At 69.8% G+C, this 22,024-nt stretch carries 19 protein-coding genes and 1 pseudogene; 19 read left to right on the top strand and 1 reads right to left on the bottom strand.

The window, feature by feature from the left end:
- Positions 1–7 precede the first annotated feature (7 nt).
- From ACWIHY_RS13215 to ACWIHY_RS13150, 14 genes and pseudogenes are all read left to right on the top strand, one after another.
- A complete protein-coding gene (locus ACWIHY_RS13215; protein WP_454375734.1) occupies positions 8–973 on the top strand; it encodes a LysR family transcriptional regulator in 966 nt (321 codons plus the stop codon).
- Between the two features lie 145 nt (positions 974–1,118).
- Positions 1,119–1,937: a hypothetical protein gene (locus tag ACWIHY_RS13210; protein ID WP_454375733.1), complete on the top strand. Its 819-nt coding sequence runs from the start codon at positions 1,119–1,121 to the stop codon at positions 1,935–1,937.
- A 105-nt stretch (positions 1,938–2,042) separates the two neighbouring features.
- Positions 2,043–4,166 (top strand): bifunctional polysaccharide deacetylase/glycosyltransferase family 2 protein, encoded by a 2,124-nt coding sequence (locus ACWIHY_RS13205; protein WP_454375774.1) that lies wholly within the window; start codon positions 2,043–2,045, stop codon positions 4,164–4,166.
- Complete coding sequence (locus tag ACWIHY_RS13200) at positions 4,163–5,491, top strand: acyltransferase family protein (RefSeq protein WP_454375732.1); 1,329 nt, start codon at positions 4,163–4,165, stop codon at positions 5,489–5,491. Before ACWIHY_RS13205 ends, ACWIHY_RS13200 begins: the two co-directional genes overlap by 4 nt.
- Before the next feature lie 106 nt (positions 5,492–5,597).
- Positions 5,598–6,929, top strand: coding sequence for an MFS transporter (locus ACWIHY_RS13195; RefSeq protein ID WP_454375731.1), 1,332 nt, complete (start codon positions 5,598–5,600; stop codon positions 6,927–6,929).
- A 113-nt stretch (positions 6,930–7,042) separates the two neighbouring features.
- Entirely contained in the window at positions 7,043–8,212 is a 1,170-nt protein-coding gene (locus ACWIHY_RS13190) for a uroporphyrinogen-III synthase (RefSeq protein ID WP_454375773.1), read from the top strand.
- 290 nt (positions 8,213–8,502) lie between these two features.
- Positions 8,503–8,616: pseudogene (locus tag ACWIHY_RS13185) on the top strand (GNAT family N-acetyltransferase); the annotation flags it as partial.
- Positions 8,617–8,696: 80 nt separating this feature from the next.
- Positions 8,697–9,320, top strand: coding sequence for a CGNR zinc finger domain-containing protein (locus ACWIHY_RS13180; protein WP_454375730.1), 624 nt, complete (start codon positions 8,697–8,699; stop codon positions 9,318–9,320).
- 48 nt (positions 9,321–9,368) lie between these two features.
- On the top strand, positions 9,369–9,998 hold the full coding sequence (locus ACWIHY_RS13175; RefSeq protein WP_214969366.1) for a sigma-70 family RNA polymerase sigma factor: 630 nt from the start codon (positions 9,369–9,371) through the stop codon (positions 9,996–9,998).
- The gene (locus ACWIHY_RS13170; RefSeq protein ID WP_454375729.1) at positions 9,995–10,753 is read left to right on the top strand and encodes an anti-sigma factor family protein; all 759 of its coding nucleotides are present in this window, start codon (positions 9,995–9,997) and stop codon (positions 10,751–10,753) included. The genes ACWIHY_RS13175 and ACWIHY_RS13170 overlap by 4 nt, the downstream gene beginning before the upstream one ends.
- Before the next feature lie 129 nt (positions 10,754–10,882).
- Complete coding sequence (locus tag ACWIHY_RS13165; RefSeq protein WP_454375728.1) at positions 10,883–13,291, top strand: HelD family protein; 2,409 nt, start codon at positions 10,883–10,885, stop codon at positions 13,289–13,291.
- Positions 13,292–13,697: 406 nt separating this feature from the next.
- On the top strand, positions 13,698–15,143 hold the full coding sequence (locus ACWIHY_RS13160) for a malic enzyme-like NAD(P)-binding protein (protein ID WP_454375727.1): 1,446 nt from the start codon (positions 13,698–13,700) through the stop codon (positions 15,141–15,143).
- Between the two features lie 327 nt (positions 15,144–15,470).
- Positions 15,471–15,752, top strand: coding sequence for an HU family DNA-binding protein (locus tag ACWIHY_RS13155; RefSeq protein WP_028815325.1), 282 nt, complete (start codon positions 15,471–15,473; stop codon positions 15,750–15,752).
- A 258-nt stretch (positions 15,753–16,010) separates the two neighbouring features.
- Positions 16,011–16,184: a hypothetical protein gene (locus tag ACWIHY_RS13150; RefSeq protein WP_454375726.1), complete on the top strand. Its 174-nt coding sequence runs from the start codon at positions 16,011–16,013 to the stop codon at positions 16,182–16,184.
- 93 nt (positions 16,185–16,277) lie between these two features.
- Here the strand turns inward: ACWIHY_RS13150 and murA are convergent, their stop codons facing one another.
- On the bottom strand, positions 16,278–17,618 hold the full coding sequence (gene murA, locus ACWIHY_RS13145; RefSeq protein WP_138895473.1) for a UDP-N-acetylglucosamine 1-carboxyvinyltransferase: 1,341 nt from the start codon (positions 17,616–17,618) through the stop codon (positions 16,278–16,280).
- Positions 17,619–17,871: 253 nt separating this feature from the next.
- Between murA and ACWIHY_RS13140 the strand changes: the two genes are divergently transcribed.
- From ACWIHY_RS13140 to ACWIHY_RS13120, 5 genes are all read left to right on the top strand, one after another.
- Entirely contained in the window at positions 17,872–18,432 is a 561-nt protein-coding gene (locus ACWIHY_RS13140) for a YqgE/AlgH family protein (RefSeq protein WP_454375725.1), read from the top strand.
- A gap of 30 nt (positions 18,433–18,462) precedes the next feature.
- Positions 18,463–18,774, top strand: coding sequence for a DUF3039 domain-containing protein (locus tag ACWIHY_RS13135; protein ID WP_028815328.1), 312 nt, complete (start codon positions 18,463–18,465; stop codon positions 18,772–18,774).
- A gap of 216 nt (positions 18,775–18,990) precedes the next feature.
- Positions 18,991–20,295 carry an extracellular solute-binding protein gene (locus ACWIHY_RS13130; RefSeq protein ID WP_454375724.1) on the top strand — a complete coding sequence of 435 codons (1,305 nt, stop codon included), beginning with the start codon at positions 18,991–18,993 and terminating at the stop codon, positions 20,293–20,295.
- Entirely contained in the window at positions 20,292–21,194 is a 903-nt protein-coding gene (locus ACWIHY_RS13125; RefSeq protein WP_454375723.1) for a carbohydrate ABC transporter permease, read from the top strand. Before ACWIHY_RS13130 ends, ACWIHY_RS13125 begins: the two co-directional genes overlap by 4 nt.
- Positions 21,191–22,024 carry a carbohydrate ABC transporter permease gene (locus ACWIHY_RS13120; protein ID WP_454375722.1) on the top strand — a complete coding sequence of 278 codons (834 nt, stop codon included), beginning with the start codon at positions 21,191–21,193 and terminating at the stop codon, positions 22,022–22,024. Before ACWIHY_RS13125 ends, ACWIHY_RS13120 begins: the two co-directional genes overlap by 4 nt.

The following is a 22,024-nucleotide window of genomic DNA, read 5'->3' as shown; positions in this document are numbered from 1 at the left end:
TCACGGGGTGCCCCATGACATCGAGCCCCGCCTGCTGCGCGCCTTCGAGGCCGTCGCCGAGGATCTGCACTTCACCCGTGCGGCATCCAGGCTCTACGTGGCCCAGCAGGCGTTGAGCCGGGACGTCCGCCGCCTCGAGCGGGAGTTGGGCTCCGAGCTGTTCGTCCGGTCCACCCGGAGCGTGACGCTCACGGCGGACGGCGAGCGTCTGCTGCCGTACGCGCGGCGCGTGCTGGCGGCGTACGACGAGCTCGGCGCGGCCTGGGCGCTGGACGAGCGGCCGCTGGTCGTCGACGTCAGTGCGTCGGTCGGCACCGCGTACCAGGTCCTCGAGGCGACGCGGGCGGCGGCGCCCGACGTCGAGTTCGTCGCGCGCTTCCACAGCGGGCTCACGGGGGCGGCGGCCGCGATCGTCGCGGGCCGGCTGGACGTGTCCTCGGGGCGGGTCGCCGGGCTCGATCCGGCCCTGCTCGACCAGCTGGAGCACCGCCCGGTGCGCTTCGAGCGGATGGCCGTACTGCTGGCGGAGGGCCATCCGCTGGCCGCGCTGGACGAGGTGCCGCTGGACGCGCTCGCGGGGGAGACCCTCTACGCGGCGGCGGGCAACCCGGCCACCGCCGAGTGGACCGATCTGGCGGTACGGCTCTTCGCGGGGCGGGGCATCGCGGTGGCGGCGCCGTTCCCGGAGATCGAGGGCGTCGAGGAGTTCGTCCGGGTCGTCCGCAAGCGGCGCTGGTCGGTACTGGCGAGTACCGAATTCGTCGCGGTTCCCGGCATGGAGCTGCGGCCGATCGTCGCGCCCGTACCACTGTCGCCCATCTCACTTGTGTGGCGAAAAGGGCTCCGCCATAAGGGACTAGAGGCGCTAAAAGGGACGGTGGACGATCTGGTTCGGCGCCATGCTTGGCTGGAATTGCCCGCAGGCGGCTGGCTTCCCGAAATCGATATGTCACTGATGCTCAACAACACCTGACTCGACAGCCCGACTGTCATCGGCGTGCGCTACATTCATCGCCTGGGTGCGGTGTGATAGGGGGCGCTCGGGGTGGGTGGGGGCCCGTTCCGGCAGCAGTGAATCAGGCAGTCGTGTGCGCACCCCAGTCACTTCAGTGGGGGATGTGCGTACAACCGTGGACAACTGGCGAGACGATACCCGAACCGGGTATCCCCAAGATCCGAATCCGAGCGAGATCACGGTCCAGCTCGGCACCGCGCAGCTCGACGGGCTCGACCGGCAGCTGCCGGCCGGCCCCGAGCCGCAGGACAGCTCCGACGGCCCGGTCTTCGTCGACGAGAGCGGACGCAGGAGCAAGAAGCTGCGCCGGATCGGCTGGGTACTCGCCTTCGCCTGCGCCTGCTACGCCGTCACGCTGATCGTCGCCCTGGCCGGTGGCAACTCCGCGGCCCCCTGGCTCCAGATACCCGGCCTCGCCGACGACAAGAAGAAGCCGGACACGGTCCGCATTTCGCCGGCACCGGACGATTCGCTGTCGCCCGGAGCGACACCCCCGGGGACGCCGGGCGCGACGCCCTCGGTCTCGGCGGGCGCCACCGTGGCGCCGTCGGCCGACGGGACGCCGGGCACCGTGCCGCTCGCGCCCGAGCCGGGCGCGAGCACCTCCGAGAGCACCCGCCCCCCGAAGGAAGACAGCCCGCCCCAGGCCACCGGCGGAAGCGGCGCCGGCACGCAGCCGGACCCCGGCTCCGGCGGCTCCGGTACGGACCCGGCCCCCGGAACGGACGCCGGCGGCACCGACGCCGGCACCGGCACGGAGCCCGACCCTGAGCCGGACCCGGGCACGGACGCCGGTACGGGCACGGACCCCGGCACGGACCCGGACGCCGGAACCGACCCGGGCGGAGAGCCCGCAGATCCGCAGACGGACCCCGCCGCCGGCGGCACCACCAGTCAATTTGCCGCGAAAGGCACGCAGTAGATGGCATCCCACGGCAGGCGCGCCAACCGCGCCAACCGCGCCCAGCGCCCCACCGGGGCCTCGCGCGGGACCCGCGGCCGGCGTACCGCCCGGCGGCGCATCCCCATGCGCTACCTGCTGCCCTCGCTCTTCCTGGTCGCGCTGCTCGCGATGCTGATGCTGCGCGGGTACGTACACAGCGAGATCCTCGCCGATCACCGTGTTCGGCCCCCCGCGCCCGTCGACCGGGTCCCCGAGCGCATCCTCAAGGGCGGCCCGGTTATTGACGCGCGTAGCGCGCAGTCGCCCAAGGCGCTCAGCATCCCGGACCGCAAGCTCGTCCTGACCTTCGACGACGGCCCCGACCCGGAGTGGACGCCGAAGGTCCTCGACAAGCTCAAGCAGTACGACGCACACGGCGTCTTCTTCGTCACCGGCACGATGGCCTCGCGCCACCCCGACCTGGTCGAGCGGATGGTGGAGGAGGGGCACGAGATTGGGCTGCACACCTTCAACCACCCGGACCTCTCCTACCAGTCCACGGACCGCATCGACTGGGAGCTGTCCCAGAACCAGCTCGCGATCGCGGGAGCGGCCGGCATCCGGACCTCGCTCTTCCGGCCGCCGTACTCCTCGTTCTCCGACGCTCTCGACAACAAGTCGTGGCCCGTCACGCAGTACATCGGCAGCCGCGGCTACATCACGGCGTTCAACAACACCGACTCCGAGGACTGGAAGCGCCCCGGCGTCGAAGCGATCATCAAGCGCGCGACCCCCAAGGGCACCGACGGCTCGATCGTGCTGATGCACGACTCCGGCGGCGACCGCTCGCAGACGGTGGCGGCCCTGGACCGCTTCCTGCCGGCGATGCAGGACCGCGGTTACACGTTCACGAACCTCACCGAGGCCCTGGGCGCGCCCACCGCGCACACCCAGGTCACGGGCCCCGAGCTGTGGAAGGGCAAGGCCTGGGTCTACGCCGTGGCCTTCTCCGAGCGCACCACCGCCGTTCTCGTCGGCGGCCTCGCCGTCATCGGCTTCCTGGTGATGCTGCGCTTCGGCCTGATGCTGCTGCTGTCGTTCCTGCACGCGCGCAAGGTCCGCAGGCGGGACTTCAGCTGGGGCCCGGAGTACACGGAGCCCGTCTCGGTACTGGTCCCGGCTTACAACGAGCGCGAGTGCATCGCCAATACGGTCCGCTCGCTGATGTCCAGCGAGCACCCCATCGAGATCATCGTCATCGACGACGGCTCCACGGACGGCACCGCGGACATCGTCGAGGCGATGCGCCTGCCGAACGTGCGCGTCGTACGCCAGCAGAACGCGGGCAAGCCCGCCGCGCTCAACAACGGTCTCGCGCACGCCCGTTTCGACATCGTCGTGATGATGGACGGCGACACGGTCTTCGAGCCCGCCACCGTCCGTGAGCTGGTCCAGCCCTTCGGCGACCCCCGCGTCGGCGCGGTCGCCGGCAACGCCAAGGTCGGCAACCGCGATTCGCTGATCGGCGCGTGGCAGCACATCGAGTACGTGATGGGCTTCAACCTCGACCGGCGCATGTACGACGTGCTGGGCTGCATGCCGACGATCCCCGGCGCGGTCGGCGCCTTCCGCGCGGACGCGCTGCAGCGCTTCGGCGGCATGAGCGAGGACACTCTCGCCGAGGACACCGACGTCACGATGGCGCTGCACCGCGACGGCTGGCGGGTCGTGTACGCGGAGAAGGCCCGCGCCTGGACCGAGGCCCCGGAGAGCGTGCAGCAGCTGTGGTCGCAGCGCTACCGCTGGAGCTACGGCACGATGCAGGCGATCTGGAAGCACCGCCGCGCGGTCATCGAGCGCGGCCCGTCGGGCCGCTTCGGCCGCGTGGGCCTCCCGCTGGTCTCCCTCTTCATGGTGCTGTTCCCGCTGCTCGCACCCCTCATCGACGTATTCCTGCTGTACGGCCTGGTCTTCGGCCCCACGCAGAAGACCGTCGTCGCCTGGCTCGGCGTTCTCGCCATCCAGGCGGTCTGCGCCGCGTACGCCTTCCGGCTCGACCGGGAGAAGATGACCCACCTGATCTCGCTGCCCCTCCAGCAGATCCTCTACCGGCAGCTGATGTACGTCGTGCTGCTCCAGTCCTGGATCACCGCACTGACCGGTGGCCGGCTGCGCTGGCAGAAGCTGCGGCGCACCGGTGCGGTCGAGGCGCCCGGCTCCATTCCGGGCCAGCGCCAGCGGAGCAACGAGAAGAGGCCCGTCGCATGACCTCCGGCACCACCCCCGGCCCCGCCTACGGCACGGAGCCGGCGTACGGCAGCGGGCCCGCGTACGGCACCACGGCCGCCCACGCGAACACCACCACCTACGACGGCGTGTTCGGCGCCGACGCCACGGCGCAGATGCCGCGGGCCAGACACAAGACGGCCGCCGCGCCCGCCGGAGGGCCCGCCCCGGCGGCGGCCCGGCCGGGCCGCGACCGCTACCTCGACGTCCTGCGGACCATCGCGCTCGTCCGTGTCGTCGTCTACCACATCTTCGGCTGGGCCTGGCTGACGGTCCTCTTCCCGTCCATGGGCGTGATGTTCGCGCTGGCCGGATCGCTCATGGCGCGCTCGCTCAAGCGGCCGGCCGCCGGTGTGATCCGGGGCCGCATCCGACGGCTGCTGCCGCCCATGTGGGCGTTCTCGCTCACCGTCGTACCGATCATGTTCTATTTCGGCTGGGAGCCGCTGAAGGAGGAAGGCATCTGGTGGTTCCTCAAGCTGGTCAACTACGTCTTCCCCGTCGGCGCACCGCCGTACCCCTGGCACAGCGGTGACAAGGCCGGCCTCCTGGAGGACACCTGGGCGGTTCAGGCGGCGGGCCCGCTCTGGTACATCCGCGCGTACCTGTGGTTCGTCATCGCGTCTCCCGTGCTCCTGTGGGCGTTCCGCAAGCTGCCGTGGGTGACCCTGCTCGCGCCGCTCGGCGTCACAGCGGTCGTCGGCTCGGGTCTTTTCACGATCCCCGGCGAGTTCGGCAACGCTTTCACCGACTTCGCGGTCTACGGCTCCTGCTGGGTGCTCGGATTCGCCCACAACGACGGTCTGTTCCAGAAGATCCCGCGCTACATCTCGGTGTCCGTGTCCACGCTGATCATGGCGTTCGGTCTGTGGTGGGCCTCCTGGCACCTCACCGCGGACGGCTGGGACCTCAACGACATCCCGCTCGCCCAGGCGGCCTGGTCGTTCGGCTTCTGCGTGATCCTTCTCCAGTACTCCCCGGCCTGGAAGGAACTCCCGCCCAAGCTGAAGGGCTTCGACACGGTCATCACACTCGCGAACAACCGTGCCGTGACGATCTATCTCTGGCACAACCTGCTGATCATGGCGACCATCCCGGTGATCGACCTGCTCTTCGAGATCCCGGGTGTCTGGCCGACGTACTCCGGCTACATCGAGAGCGCGTACACCACACTGATGCTGATCGTCGTCTGGCCGCTGATCGGCCTGATGATCGTGGCGGTCGGCTGGCTGGAAGACGTCGCGGCCCAGCGCAAACCGCGCATGTGGCCCAACGGCGCACCCAAGAAGCGCTCACAGCCGGGGTGACCCCAGGGTGAGAGCAAGGTTGCGCGTCGGTCACCTCACGGCACGGGCCTGAAATCCACTGTCCATAGCGTCGCCTCCACGACCCGAGAACTCGTGGAGGCGCGTCATGGCAGGCCGGTGGATCGAACAGTGGGACCCCGAGGACGAAACCTTCTGGAAAGAAGCAGGGGAGCGGATCGCCCGCCGCAATCTGCTCTTCTCCGTACTTTCCGAGCACATCGGCTTCTCGATCTGGACCCTGTGGTCCGTCATGGTGCTGTTCATGGGCCCGGAGTACGGCATCGACCCGGCGGGCAAGTTCTTCCTGATCGCCACCGCCACGCTCGTCGGCGCGGTCGTCCGGGTCCCGTACACCTTCGCCGTGGCGCGCTTCGGTGGCCGTAACTGGACCATCTTCAGCGCGCTGACGCTGCTCCTGCCGACAGGCGCGGCGTACGCCGTGATGGAGCCCGGCACCTCGTACACCACCTTCATGGTGGTCGCGGCGCTCACCGGCGTCGGTGGCGGAAACTTCGCCTCCTCCATGACGAACATCAACTCCTTCTTCCCGCTGCGCAAGAAGGGCTGGGCGCTGGGTCTGAACGCGGGCGGCGGCAACATCGGCGTACCCGTGGTCCAGCTCGCGGGCCTGCTGGTCATCGCGGTGGCCGGCGCGACACACCCCCGCATCCTGCTGGGCGCGTACATCCCGCTCATCATCATCGCGGCGGTGTGCGCGGCTCTCTGGATGGACAACCTGGCGCCCGTACGCAACGACACGGGGGCGGCGAAGGCGGCCGTGCGCGACCGGCACACCTGGATCATGGCCTTCCTCTACATCGGGACGTTCGGCTCCTTCATCGGATACAGCTTCGCCTTCGGCCTGGTCCTCCAGACCCAGTTCGGCCGTACGCCGCTCCAGGCCGCCTCGCTGACCTTCATCGGCCCGCTCCTCGGCTCGCTGATCCGCCCCCTCGGCGGCTCCCTCGCGGACCGCTTCGGCGGCGCGCGCATCACGCTGTGGAACTTCGCGGCGATGGCGGCGGCGACCTCGGTGGTCGTCTACGCCTCGACCGCCAAGTCCCTCCCGGTCTTCCTGACCGGCTTCACCGCGCTCTTCGTCCTGAGCGGCCTCGGCAACGGTTCGACGTACAAGATGATCCCGGCGATCTTCCAGGCCAAGGCGCTGGCGAAGGGTATGGAGGGCGAGGCGGCGGCGGCGTACGGGCGGCGGCTCTCCGGGGCGTCCATGGGGCTGATCGGTGCGGTCGGCGCGCTGGGCGGTCTCGCGATCAACCTCGCGTTCCGCCAGTCCTTCCAGACGGCGGGAACGGGCACGGCGGCCTTCGCGGCCTTCCTGGCCTTCTACGCCGCGTGCTTCGTCGTCACCTGGGCGGTATACCTTCGGCGTCCGGTGGCCGTACCGGCGAAGCCGCAGCTCACCTATGCAGAGGTGTGAGCGGCTCAGTCCGTAACGGCCGGGAAATACGAAGGAACCGAGCCTGTCACGTGAGGTTGACAAGCTCGGTCCTCCGCATCACCAGCACAGCGGTACTGAGAGCCGGGTACGCGATGTCCGTGAACAACGTCAAGCAGGATCCACAGCCGGAGCCCCGGCACGGGCCCCTCGCGGGCTTCACCGTAGGCGTCACCGCCGCCCGGCGCGCCGACGAGCTGGGCACGCTGCTGACGCGGCGCGGCGCGGCGGTCCTGCACGCGCCCGCGCTGCGGATCGTGCCGCTGGCCGACGACAGTGAGCTCCTGGCCACGACCAAGCAGCTGATCGACGACGCGCCCGACGTCGTGATCGCGACGACGGCGATCGGCTTCCGGGGCTGGGTGGAGGCCGCGGACGGCTGGGGCCTGGGCGATGCGCTGCTGGCCCGGCTCCAGGGCGTGGAACTCCTCGCCCGCGGCCCGAAGGTCAAGGGCGCGATCAGGGCCGCCGGCCTCACCGAGGAGTGGTCACCCGCCTCGGAGTCCATGGCCGAGGTACTGGACCGCCTCCTCGCCGAAGGCGTGGCGGACCGCCGAATCGCGATCCAGCTGCACGGCGAACCGCTGCCCGGCTTCGTCGAGGCGCTGCGGGCGGGCGGCGCGGAAGTCGTCGGGGTGCCGGTGTACCGCTGGATGCCGCCGGAGGACATCGCACCGCTGGACCGCCTCATCGACGTGACCGTGTCCCGGGGCGTGGACGCCCTCGCCTTCACCAGTGCACCGGCCGCGGCGTCACTGTTCTCCCGCGCCGAGGAACGCGGACTTTTGCCGGACCTTCTGGCGGCCCTCGGCCACGACGTACTGGCGGCCTGCGTGGGCCCGGTGACCGCCCTCCCGCTCCAGGCGCACGGCATCGACACGGTCCAGCCCGACCGTTTCCGCCTCGGCCCCCTGGTCCAGCTGATCTGCCGTGAGCTCCCGGGCCGCGCCCGCACCCTGCCGGTCGCCGGCCGCCTCCTGGAGATCCGTGGCCAGGCGGTCGTGGTCGACGGCGAGCTGCGTCCGGTGCCGCCGGCGGGAATGTCCCTGCTGCGGGCCCTGGTACGCCGCCCCGGCTGGGTCGTCTCCCGCGCGGACCTCCTGCGCGCGCTCCCCGGCTCGGGCCGCGACGAACACGCCGTGGAAACGGCGATGGCCCGCCTGCGCACCTCCCTGGGCGCCCCCAACCTGATCCAGACGGTCGTCAAGCGCGGCTACCGCCTGGCCCTGGACCCGTCGGCGGACACGAAGTACGCGGACGCGTAGCCGGGGAGGCGCACGGCCCCGGCGGCGCAGTGGGCAGATCCCGCGCCACGGGGCACCACCTCACCGGCTTCGCATGTCACGGTGCCGGGAGGGTCCGTGTCGAACCGCACCGCAAGGCCCCCGCGCCCGGCGCCCGGAGCGGAAGCCCGCACGACCCCCCAGGGCCCCAGCTCCCGCCACTTACCGTACGAGGGTGATCCCCGCCGAAGGCGACGCCGTGTTTCGGCGGCTTCACCCTCTCCAGCATCGTCCTGGGTCCCTTCCGCAGCGCGAACCTCGACTACTGGATCCAACGCGTCCTGCTCAAGGCCGGCTTCGCGGAGATCGGTATCGCGCCGTACTACCTCCACATCAACGGCGCGTGGCGCGACCACGAGCTCTTCCAGCGCATCCTGCACCGGTAGGAGGGGTTCCGGCGGGCCCGGCCGCCGGGCACTCTGGGTGGGACGACACCCACCGGTAACCCCGAGGCGGTGACAGACGCATGGCAGCCGGCACAGGCTCGTGCGAGTTGCGGTTCGATTCCGGACGGCTCTGCCTGGACCTGGTGGCGACAGGCGCGCACCCCACCGAGCAACTGAGCCACCCCGCGCGCCTCCGGCAGTGGCTGGTGGGGGCGAGGCTCGTTCCCGCCGGGACGAAGCTGGACGCCGTGAACGACGAGTGGGTCCACCGGTTCACCGAAGTGCGGCAGGACATCAACCAGTTGGCCCGCGCCGCACTCGCGGACCGCCCCGCCCCCCGGGCCCTGCGCCGTATCAACGCACTGGCCGCGACCCCGCCCCCCGGCGTCAGAGCCGTACGCACGCCGGACGGATCCTGGGTCAGGACTCTCAGCGAAGCCCCGGCATGCGCACCGCTGCTCGCCGCCGTCGCCCGCGACGCGGTGGACCTGGTGACCGACCCCGCGGCCCGTGCCCTGCTGCGCCAGTGCGAGGGCGACAACTGCCGCCGCCTGTACCTCGACACGTCCAGGGGCCGCCGCAGGCGCTGGTGCTCCAGCGAGGTGTGCGGCAACCGGGAGCGCGTGGCACGGCACCGGCGCCGGGCGACAACCACCGCCGGCACGGCCACAGCTGCGGCCTCAGCCAAAGGCTCAGACGTCTGAAAACTTTTTCGGATTGCGTTGAGTCGATCGCCGAACCCCTGCGTAGTGATGGGAGAGGGAGCCACACAGGGTCTCGACCGGGAGGTTCGGGTGCGCGAGGATGCGGCCGTGGCCGATAGCCGTCAGCACAGGGCTCGACATCGCAGCGAGCGACCGCGCGCCGAAAAACCGACACCGGACGAGGAGTTGATGCGCGCTCTCTACCGAGAACACGCCGGACCACTGCTCGCCTATGTACTCCGCCTCGTCGCCGGCGACCGCCAGCGGGCCGAGGACGTTGTACAGGAGACGCTCATCCGTGCCTGGAAGAACGCCGGTCAGCTCAACCGGGCGACCGGTTCTGTCCGCCCCTGGCTGGTGACGGTCGCTCGACGCATCGTCATCGACAACCATCGCAGCCGGCAGTCCCGGCCGCAGGAGGTCGATCCGTCACCGCTGGAGGTCATGCCCGCGGAGGACGAGATCGACAAGGCGTTGTGGCTGATGACGCTCTCCGACGCGCTCGATGATTTGACTCCCGCTCACCGGGAAGCACTAGTCGAGACGTACTTCAGAGGGCGTACGGTCAATGAGGCGGCCGAAGTGCTGGGCATACCCAGTGGGACCGTCAGGTCCCGGGTCTTCTACGCACTGCGCTCCATGAAGCTCGCGCTGGAGGAACGAGGGGTGACGGCATGACGACGCACGACCGGCACTCCGAGCATGACGCCGTCGGCGCATACGTGCTCGGCATCCTGGACGACGCGGATGCCACCGCCTTCGAAGCCCACCTGGCCTACTGCGAGTACTGCGCCTCCCAGCTCGACGACTTCGCCGGCATGGAACCGATGCTCGCGGCCCTGGCCGAGGCCCCGGGCCCGCCACCGCGCTTGACCGAGCCGAGCCCGCAGCTGCTCACCAGGCTCACCGACGAGGTCGCCGCGGGCCGCGCACAGCGCCGCCGACGCGGTTTCTACCTGGTCGCGGCCGCCGCGGCGCTGGTGATCGGCGGCCCGACGGTCGCGGTCGTCGCGACGTCCGGCGGCAACGACCCGGACCGGCACATCGCGGGAGAGGCCCATCCCACCAGCCCCGCCGAGGACGCCTTCTTCAACCACATGGAGGAGAAGATCGTCGCGACCGACACCTCCACGAAGGTCAGTGCGACGGTAGGGATGGAACGGAAGGCCTGGGGCACCCACACCGTCCTGGAGCTCAAGAACGTCAAGGGCCCGCTGAAGTGCAGCCTGATCGCCGTCTCGAAGGACGGCGACGAGGAGACAGTGACGACGTGGGCCGTCCCCGAGTGGGGATACGGCATTCCGGGCAGCACGCACAAGGTCGCGAAGAACCCGCTGTACGTCCACGGCGGCGCGGCGATGAACCGTAGCGAGATCGACCATTTCGAGGTCCGCACGCTGGACGGAAAGCGCCTGGTCGAGGTCGAAGCCTGACAGAGCCCTGCCAGAACGCCGGCAGAAGCCCGACAGATCAGCACAATCTCCCGCTCCTGACAGGTGCGGTCGCGGCCCCCCGTCGCGTACGGTTGACGGCTGCCCGCAGCACGTCAGAAGGGGGCCTCGGTGGCCGCGCAGGATGCCGCTGTCGATTCCGTGAGTTCCGTTGCCGACTCCTCCTCGCAGGAGTCGGCACGGAGCCGCGAAATCGGTGTGGAACAGGATCATCTGGATCAGGTGTACCGCCGTCTGGAGGAGAAGATCCACGAGGCGGAATTCCTCATGAACGACGCCGCCAAGCGCGGCCAGGTCGGTACGCCCGGCGCGCTCGCCGAGCGGGACGCGCAGGTCTTCCGCGCCGGAATTCACCTCAACCGGCTCAACAACGAGTTCGAGGACTTCCTCTTCGGCCGCATCGACCTGCTCCGGGGCAAGGACGGCGAGAAGGGCCCGGACGGCGCGTTCACCTCGGTGGAGCCGGCCGACGACGCGGTATGCCCCGACCTCGCCGCGGACATCGCCGAGACGCTGCACATCGGGCGTATCGGCGTACTCGACTCCGACTACTCCCCGCTGGTCATCGACTGGCGGGCGCCGGCCGCCGCGCCGTTCTACCGCTCCACGCCCAAGGAGCCGGGCCGCGTCGTACGCCGCAGGGTCATCCGCTCCAAGGGCCGCAAGGTCCTCGGCGTGGAGGACGACCTGATGCGCCCGGAGCTGACGGCCACGCTCGACGGCGCGGCGCTGCCCGTCATCGGTGACGGCGCCCTGATGGCGGCGCTGGGGCAGGCCCGCAGCCACACGATGCGCGACATCGTGTCCTCGATCCAGGCCGAGCAGGACATGGTCATCCGCGCCCCCGCCGCCTCCGTCACGGAGGTCTCCGGCGGGCCGGGAACCGGCAAGACGGCCGTGGCCCTGCACCGCGCCGCGTACCTGCTGTACCAGGACCGGCGGCGGTACGCGGGCGGCATCCTCGTCGTCTCGCCGACGCCGCTGCTCGTCGCGTACACCGAAGGCGTGCTGCCTTCCCTCGGCGAGGAGGGCCAGGTGGCGATCCGCGCGGTGGGCTCGCTGGTCGACGGCGCGGAGGCGTCGACGTACGACGAACCGAACATCGCCCGCATCAAGGGCTCCTCGCGCATGCTCAAGGTGTTGCGCCACGCGGCGCGCGGCGCCCTGGACGCGCCGCCCGCCCCGGATCCGGCGGAGGACGGCCAGCTGACCTTCGGTGACGAGGAAGAGCAGCAGGATCCACCGACCGCCGAGACCCCCACCCGCCTGCGGGTGATCGCCTTCGGCCAGCGGGTGGAGCTGAACGCCGACGATCTGAACCGCATCCGCCACAACGTCCTCAGCGGCACTGCCCCCGTCAACCTGCTGCGCCCGCGCGCCCGCAAGCTGCTCCTGGACGCGCTGTGGTCGAAGTCCAGCGGTCGCGGCCGGTACACGGACCAGGAACTGATCGCCGAACTGCGCTCCGGCTTCGACGAGGACATCGCCACCGAGCAGCACTTCATCGACTTCCTCGACACCTGGTGGCCCGAGCTCACCCCGCGCCGCGTGCTCGCCGCCATGGCCGACGAGAAGCGGCTCGGCCGCTGGGCCCGCCGCATCCTGAACCCGCGCGAGACACGCCAGCTGGCCCGCTCGCTGCGCCGCCTGGACGCGGACGGCAACGGCCCCCTGTCCGTGCACGACGTGGCGCTCCTCGACGAGCTCAGCACGCTGCTCGGCACCCCGGCCCGGCCGAGGAAGAAGCGCGAGTACGACCCGCTCGACCAGCTCAGCGGCCTGGAAGAGCTGATGCCGCAGCGTGAGGAGACGCAGTGGGAGCGGGCCGAGCGGCTCGCGCAGGAACGCACGGAGTACGCGCACGTGATCGTCGACGAGGCACAGGACCTCACGCCCATGCAGTGGCGGATGGTCGGCCGCCGCGGCCGGCACGCCACCTGGACGATCGTCGGCGACGCGGCCCAGTCCTCGTGGACGGACCCGGACGAGGCGGCAGCGGCCCGCGACGAGGCCCTCGGCGCCCGCCCGCGCCGCCGCTTCACGCTGACCGTGAACTACCGCAACCCGGCGGAGATCGCCGCGCTCGCCGCCAAGGTCCTGGAACGCGCCATGCCCGGCATGGAGTCGCCCGCCGCGGTCCGCTCCACGGGCGTGGAGCCGCGCTTCGCCGTCGTACGGGGCAAGGACCTGCCCACCACCGTCCGGGAGGAGGCGCAGCGCCTCCTGGACCGGGTGGACGGCACGGTCGGCGTCGTCGTCGCGATGAACCGGCGCGCGCAGGCCCGCAAGTGGCTCGCGCCGCTCGGTGAGCGGGTCGTGGCGCTGGGCAGCCTGGAGGCGAAGGGCCTGGAGTACGACGCGACCGTCGTCGTGTCACCGGCCGAGATCGCGGAGGAGTCCCCGGCCGGTCTGCGGGTGCTGTACGTGGCGCTGACGCGCGCGACGCAGCAGCTCACGGTCGTGTCGGGGGAGCGCGACAAGCCGGGCCCGGACGGGGTCCCGGCGCTGCTGAAGGACTGATGATGGGCTGATCCGGGGCCGATCCGGGGCTGATCCGGGACAGATCCCGGGTCGACCTGTCATCGGGGAATCGCTTCCCGGGGTGGTTTGTTAGCCTGGGGGTGGCACCGGCTCGATCCAAGCCCCCGGGCCCAACCTTCGTCGCTTCGAGCGACCACTTGCCGCGAGGCGAGCATGGCGGGTCGGTGCCACCTAGTACGTACATACAAAGAGGTCCGTGGAACCCCTGGGTTCCACGGACCTCTTCTGTTTCACCTGCGGTTCTCGTATGGTGGAAAACACTTTCCGAAAACAAAATGAACGCATTACCTGCTACCCGCAGGTAGGTGCGACCATCGGAGGGCGCCGCCGGGCAACAGTCGCGGCGGCGTAGCAATGAAGCTAGGGAAAGCAGAGGAAGTCGGCCATGGCAACGGCGCCCAGCGTCTCGTACTCGATGACGGTCCGGCTGGAGGTCCCCGCGAGCGGGACCGCGGTCAGCCAGCTCACCACGGCCGTGGAGTCCTCCGGCGGGTCGGTGACCGGCCTCGACGTGACCGCCTCAGGCCACGAGAAGCTGCGGATCGACGTCACGATCGCGGCGACCTCGACCGCGCACGCCGACGAGATCGTCGAGGGGCTGCGCGACATCGAGGGCGTGGTCCTGGGCAAGGTCTCCGACCGTACGTTCCTGATGCACCTCGGCGGTAAGATCGAGATGGCGTCCAAGCACCCCATCCGCAACCGTGACGACCTCTCGATGATCTACACCCCGGGCGTCGCCCGCGTGTGCATGGCGATCGCCGAGAACCCCGAGGACGCCCGCCGCCTGACCATCAAGCGCAACTCCGTCGCCGTCGTGACGGACGGCTCCGCGGTGCTCGGCCTGGGCAACATCGGCCCGATGGCCGCGCTGCCCGTCATGGAGGGCAAGGCCGCCCTCTTCAAGCGCTTCGCCGGCATCGACGCGTGGCCGATCTGCCTCGACACGCAGGACTCCGACGAGATCGTCGCGATCGTCAAGGCCATTGCCCCCGGCTTCGCCGGCATCAACCTCGAGGACATCTCGGCGCCCCGCTGCTTCGAGATCGAGGCGCGGCTGCGCGAGGCCCTCGACATCCCCGTCTTCCACGACGACCAGCACGGCACGGCCATCGTGGTCCTCGCCTCGCTGACCAACGCGCTGCGCGTGGTCGGCAAGTCGATCGGTGACGTACGGGTCGTCATGTCCGGCGCCGGCGCGGCCGGTACGGCCATCCTCAAGCTCCTGATCGCGGCCGGCGTCAAGCACGCGGTCGTCGCCGACATCCACGGCGTGGTGCACGCGGCCCGCGAGGACCTCGCCGACGCCGCGACTGCTTCTGCCGGTGGCGGCGCGCTGCGCTGGATCGCCGACAACACCAACCCGGAGGGCGTCACCGGCACCCTCAAGGAGGCCGTCGTCGACGCCGACGTCTTCATCGGCGTCTCGGCCCCCAACGTCCTGAACGGCGACGACGTCGCGGCGATGGCGGACGGCGCGATCGTCTTCGCGCTCGCGAACCCGGACCCCGAGGTCGAGCCCGCAATCGCCCGTCAGACGGCGGCTGTTGTGGCCACGGGCCGCTCGGACTTCCCGAACCAGATCAACAACGTGCTGGTCTTCCCCGGCGTCTTCCGAGGCCTGCTGGACGCCCACTCCCGCACCGTCAACACGGAGATGATGCTGGCCGCCGCGGCGGCCCTCGCGAACGTCGTCACCGAGGACGAGCTGAACGCGAACTACATCATCCCGTCGGTGTTCAACGACAAGGTGGCGGGCGCGGTCGCGGGCGCCGTCCGTACGGCGGCGAAGTCCGTGGGCTCCGCTGTGACGGGTTCCACGTCCGCCTGAGCTTTCCCGGCGGATCACCCGGCGCGTCGCGGGTCGCAGGGCCTCACGGGCCCCTCTAGGGTGGCGGGCAATGAGCCCGCAGGGCCCCTGCAGAGCCCTGCGGTCCGCTTCCGGCAGCGGACGGAGCGTCACCAAGTCGAGCCTGTGGCGCTTTTCGTGTGACTCCGGAGGGTGCCGGATTGGCTTTCCCGCCGCTGGTGGGGGCAGGATGCGTATTTGGGCGCGAGGGTCTGACGACAGACCCGGGTCCGGGGACTGTCCGAGGGCCCTGGCAGCATCGGCTTCGATCTCACGCCTTACAGGCAAGAAGAACACGGGAGTACAAACATGAACCGCAGTGAGCTGGTGGCCGCCCTGGCCGACCGCGCCGACGTGACCCGCAAGGACGCCGACGCCGTGCTGGCCGCTCTCGCCGAGACCGTCGGCGAGATTGTCGCCAAGGGCGACGAGAAGGTCACCATCCCCGGCTTCCTGACCTTCGAGCGCACCCACCGTGCCGCTCGCACCGCTCGTAACCCGCAGACCGGCGACCCGATCCAGATCCCGGCCGGCTACAGCGTGAAGGTCTCCGCGGGCTCCAAGCTCAAGGAAGCCGCCAAGGGCAAGTAACACCCAGGGCACACCCGAAGGGGGCGGTCATCCGGAATACGCCGGGTGGCCGCCCCCTTCGGCGTACCCGCCGCCGGTACGCGCGTGCCCCGCCGGTGGAGGCTCCGCGACGGGCAGGAGCACCCAGGGGGCGGGCCGGGCGCCGTACGCCCGCAGAAGGCCGCTCACGGCCTCCGGAAGACCATGGGAACAAAAGGTTTACGTCTCGGGGAACTGGTAAGGCGCGCTTTCGCCGACTCAGTGACCCAGGAGTAAACCGTGCGCGTATCGAACCAGGCCCGACCGAGCCGCTCCCTCCTCGTGGTGGGCGCCGCACTTCTGACGGCGACGCTCGCCGCCAGCATGGGATCGGCACCGGCTTCGTCCGGGGCCGACGGCCAGGGCCAGGGCCAGGCGTCGAAGAGCGCCCCGGCCTCCACCGAGAGGGACTGAGCGCCGGGAGGGACCGGGCAGGGCTCGGAGCACTGCGAAAGGGGCGGCCACCCGGTGATCCGGACGGCCGCCCCTTCGGCGTAGGTCAGAACGTCACACGAGCGCGCCGCCCGGCAGCTCGACCTTCGCACCGAGCTCCACGAGCTTCTCCATGAAGTTCTCGTAGCCACGGTTGATCAGGTCGATGCCGTGGACCCGGGACGTGCCCTGGGCCGCGAGGGCCGCGATCAGGTACGAGAAGCCGCCGCGCAGGTCGGGGATGACCAGATCCGCGCCCTGGAGCTTCGTCGGGCCGCTGACGACCGCGGAGTGCAGGAAGTTGCGCTGGCCGAAGCGGCAGTCGGAGCCGCCGAGGCACTCACGGTAGAGCTGGATGTGCGCGCCCATCTGGTTCAGCGCGGAGGTGAAGCCCAGGCGCGACTCGTACACCGTCTCGTGGACGATGGACAGGCCGGACGCCTGCGTCAGGGCCACGACCAGCGGCTGCTGCCAGTCGGTCTGGAAGCCGGGGTGTACGTCGGTCTCCAGGGCGATCGCGTTGAGCGGGCCGCCCGGGTGCCAGAAGCGGATGCCCTCGTCGTCGATCTCGAAGGCGCCGCCGACCCGGCGGTACGTGTTCAGGAAGGTCATCATCGAGCGCTGCTGGGCGCCGCGCACGTAGATGTTGCCTTCGGTGGCGAGCGCCGCCGACGCCCAGGAGGCCGCCTCCAGGCGGTCCGGGAGCGCGCGGTGGTTGTAGCCGCCGAGCGAGTCGACACCGGTGATCCGGATGGTCCGGTCGGTGTCCATGGAGATGATCGCGCCCATCTTCTGCAGTACGCAGATGAGGTCCTCGATCTCGGGCTCCACGGCGGCGTTCGACAGCTCGGTGACGCCCTCGGCCAGCACGGCCGTGAGCAGTACCTGCTCCGTCGAACCGACGGACGGGTACGGCAGCCGGATCTTGCAGCCGCGCAGCCGCTGCGGGGCCTCCAGGTACTGGCCGTCCGCCCGCTTCTCGATGGTGGCGCCGAACTGCCGCAGCACCTCGAAGTGGAAGTCGATCGGCCGGCCGCCGATGTCGCAGCCGCCCAGGCCCGGGATGAAGGCGTGGCCGAGCCGGTGCAGCAGCGGGCCGCAGAAGAGGATCGGGATGCGCGAGGAGCCCGCGTGGGCGTCGATGTCGGCGACGTTGGCGGATTCGACGTGGGAGGGGTCGAGGATCAGCTCGCCCGGTTCCTCGCCGGGGCGGACGGTCACGCCGTGCAGCTGGAGCAGTCCGCGGACCACACGCACGTCACGGATGTCGGGCACGTTGCGCAGTCGGCTCGGACCGCTGCCGAGCAACGCGGCGACCATCGCCTTCGGCACCAGGTTCTTCGCGCCGCGGACGCGGATCTCGCCCTCGAGCGGGGTGCCGCCGTGGACAAGCAGTACATCGTCAGTGCCGGTCATGGATCTCGCGTTCCGGAGTTGTCGGACAGGTGGCCAGAGAAAAGAGTAAGGGGCGACTACCCCTGTGCCATAAGGCCAAGCGGGCTTCGCGTATGTCATGAATCAGACACAACACGCTCCGCACAGCGGCCTCTGCGGAGGGTGACGTTCCGGTGGTGCGCGCTCCCGTTGCTGCTGTGCGCCCTGAGCTGCGCAGCCTTGCACACCGCCGTCCGCTCCCCCTGAAGGGCGAATATGCGGGATCATGTCTGCCATGACGGAGGTGTCCTCGCTCACAGGGCGGCTGCTGGTGGCCAGCCCGGCCCTCGCGGACCCGAATTTCGACCGCGCGGTGGTGCTCCTCATCGACCACGACGACGAGGGTTCGCTCGGCGTGGTCCTCAACCGGCCGACGCCGGTGGGGGTCCGGGACATCCTGCTGCCCTGGGCCGGCCTGGCGGGCGATCCGGACGTGGTCTTCCAGGGCGGCCCGGTCTCGCTCGACTCGGCCCTCGGCGTCGCCGTGATCCCCGGCGACGAGGGGCCTCTCGGCTGGCGGCGCGTCCACGGCGCGATCGGCCTGGTCGACCTGGAGGCCCCGCCGGAACTCCTCGCGGCGGCCCTCGGCTCGCTGCGGATCTTCGCCGGGTACTCGGGATGGGGTCCGGGACAGCTGGAGGAAGAACTGAAGAGCGGCGCCTGGTACGTCGTGGAGTCGGAGCCCGGCGATGTGTCGTCGCCGGAGCCGGAGAGCCTCTGGCGGGCCGTGCTGCGCAGGCAGCGCAGCAAACTCGCGATGATCGCGACTTATCCGGACGATCCGAGCCTCAACTGAACGGGTCCGGGGTGGGTACCCTTGGACGCCATGAGCACTCTTGAGCCCGAGCCCGAGCGCGGGGCAGGTACGGGGACCCTCGTCGAGCCGACGCCGCAGACCTCGCGCGGCGACGGAGACCACGAGCGGTACGCCCATTACGTCCAGAAGGACAAGATCATGGCGAGCGCCCTCGACGGTACGCCCGTCGTCGCGCTCTGCGGCAAGGTCTGGGTTCCGGGCCGCGACCCGAAGAAGTATCCGGTCTGTCCGATGTGCAAGGAGATCTTCGAGTCTCTCGGCGCGGGTGGCGACAAGGACAAGGGTGGCAAGGGCGGCAAGGACAGCAGCGGCAAGAAGTAGCAGGAGCAGGACGTACGGGGCCGGCCCCCGCGGTGCGCATCGGCGCGCCGCGGGGGCCGTTCGCGTTGCACGGAGCGCTCCCGCTGGTCACAAGGTGGTGGAGAGGTGGTTCAGACCTCTTGTCGGCTCGTGGCGGCCGATCTAGATTCCTGTCTGTTGTGCAGCGCGAAACCGACGTTGCGTATGGTGCAACGCCGACTCACTCAGGAGTCCCGGATGAAGCTCTCTGCCCGAATCGCCGTGCCCGCGGCCGCCCTTGTACTGGCCGGTCTCACCGCCACCGCCTGCGCCCCGCAGACCTCCGACAACAGCGCGAACAAGGACGAGAAGAGCGGCACGCTGCGCGTCTGGCTCTTCCAGGAAGTCAGCAACGAGCCCAAGCGGAAGGTCGTCGACCGCGCCGTCGACGCCTTCCGCGCGGAGCACAGGGGCGCCGACGTCGAGATCGAGTACATACCCGTCGAGACCCGCGCCCAGAAGATCAAGGCCGCCTTCAACGACCCGAAGAGCGCTCCCGACCTGATCGAGTACGGCAACACCGACACCGCCGGTTACGTCAAGGACGGCGGACTTGCCGACATCACCGAGGAGTTCGGCGCCTGGGCCGACGCCAAGGACACCGACCCGACGGCCGAGCAGTCGGTGACTGTCGAAGGCAAGGTGTACGGCGCCCCGCTCTTCGTCGGCGTCCGAGCGCTGTACTACCGCACCGACGTCTTCGAGGACCTGGGCCTGAAGCCGCCGAAGTCGCAGGCCGAACTCGTCGCCACCGCAAAGAAGATCCGCAAGGCGAAGCCCGAGCTGTACGGACTCGCGGTCGGGGGCGCGTACACGTACGGCGCGATGCCCTTCATCTGGGCCCACGGCGGCGAACTCGCCGAGGAGAGTGGCGGAACGTACACCTCCGCCATCGACAGCCCGGCCGCGCGAAAGGGCATCAAGGCGTACACCTCGCTCTTCGGCGCCGACAACTGCCCGGCCGCCAAGTGCGCCGAGATGGGCGGCAACGACACCGTCACCGCCTTCGCGTCCGGCAAGGCGGGCATGGCGATCGGCGGAGACTTCAGCCACGCCGCCGTCGAGGCGGGCAAGGTGAAGGGCAAGTACGCGGTGGTGCCGTTGCCGGGCGTCAAGGCCGGGGAGATCGCCCCGGCCTTCGCGGGCGGCAACAACATCGGCGTACTGAAGAGCAGTGCGCACCGCACGCTCGCCGTGGACCTGATGAAGCAGCTGGCAGGGAAGAAGACCCAGGGAGAGCTCTTCGACGCGATGGGCTTCCTGCCGACGTACACCGATGTGCGCGGGGCGGCGGCCGAGAAGGAGCCGTTCATCGAGCCGTTCATCAAGACGCTCGCGGCGGGCGCCAAGGCGGCCCCGGCCTCACCGGGCTGGGCGCAGATCGACTCCTCGCTGGTGCTGCCGACGATGTTCCAGGAGGTCGTCAGCGGCCGCAAGGACGTGGCGGCGGCCTCAGGTGACGCGGCGAAGAAGATGAACGACGCGTTCGGCGCGGTGCGTTGAGCGGTGTGAACGCGAGCGTACGGCGCGGCAGCGGCTGGACGCCGTGGCTCTACCTCGCGCCCGCTCTGATCGTCCTGGGCGGCCTGCTCGTCTACCCGATCTACCAGCTCGGCCTGATCTCCTTCCTGGAGTACACCCAGGCGCAGGTCAGCGGCGGTGAGCCGACCACCTTCAAGGGCCTGGGGAACTACGCCACGCTCTTCGGCGACCCGCAGTTCTGGCAGGTGCTCCTCGCGACCGTCGTCTTCGCGGCGGCGTGCGTCCTCGCCACGCTGTCGCTCGGCTGCGCGCTGGCCGTTCTGCTGACGCGCGTACGGGCGGTTCCGAGGCTCGCGCTGATGATGGCCGCGCTCGGCGCGTGGGCCACTCCGGCGATCACCGGTTCCACCGTCTGGGTGTTTCTCTTCGATCCGGACTTCGGGCCCGTCAACAAGGTGCTGGGGCTGGGCGACCACTCGTGGACGTACGGGCGCTACAGCGCCTTCGCGCTCGTACTCCTCGAAGTGGTGTGGTGCTCGTTCCCGTTCGTGATGGTCACCGTGTACGCGGGCATCCGGGCGATCCCGGGCGAGGTGCTGGAGGCGGCGTCCCTCGACGGGGCGTCGCAGTGGCGGATCTGGCGGTCGGTCATGGCGCCGATGCTGCGGCCGATCCTGGTGGTCGTCACCATCCAGTCGGTCATCTGGGACTTCAAGATCTTCACCCAGATCTACGTGATGACCAACGGCGGCGGTATCGCCGGCCAGAACCTCGTCCTCAATGTCTACGCCTACCAGAAGGCATTCGCGTCCTCGCAGTACAGCCTGGGATCGGCGATCGGCGTCGTGATGCTGGTGATTCTGCTCGCTGTCACGCTCGTGTACTTGCGGCTGCTGCGACGTCAGGGAGAAGAACTGTGAGTCTCGTACGCCGTCCCTGGCGCCTCGCCGCCGAAGCGTCCGCCCTGCTGGTCGCCGCGGCCGTCGCCTTCCCGCTGTACTGGATGGTGCTTTCCGCGTTCAAACCGGCGGGCGAGATCCAGTCGACCGAGGCCAGACCATGGACCTTCTCTCCCTCACTCGACTCGTTCCGGCGCGTCTTCGAGCAGCAGGAATTCGGCCGCTATTTCCTCAACAGCCTGCTGGTGGCGACGACCGTGGTCATCGCCTCCGCGCTGATCGCCTTTCTCGCGGCGACAGCGGTCACCCGGTTCCGGTTCACGTTCCGCACCACCCTGCTCATCATGTTCCTGGTGGCGCAGATGGTGCCGATCGAAGCCCTGACGATCCCTCTCTTCTTCCTCATGAGGGACTTCGGACAGCTCAATACGCTCGGCTCGCTGATCCTGCCGCACATCGCCTTCTCGCTGCCCTTCGCGGTATGGATGCTGCGCGGCTTCGTGAAGGCCGTTCCCGAGGCGCTGGAGGAGGCGGCGTACATCGACGGCGCGAGCCGCTCGCGTTTCCTGTGGCAGATCCTTTTCCCGCTGGTCTTCCCGGGACTGGTGGCGACCAGCGTCTTCTCCTTCATCTCCACCTGGAACGACTTCCTCTTCGCCAAGTCCTTCATCATCAGCGACACCTCGCAGTCGACACTCCCCATGGCACTGCTGGTCTTCTTCAAGCCGGAGGAGAACGACTGGGGAGGGATCATGGCAGCCTCGACGGTAATGACCATCCCGGTGCTGGTTTTCTTCGTACTCGTACAGCGACGCCTGGTCTCGGGACTCGGCGGAGCGGTTAAGGACTGA

This window comes from Streptomyces sp. NPDC055287 (assembly GCF_053646035.1).
This window is presented reverse-complemented; position numbering and strand designations above follow the sequence as displayed.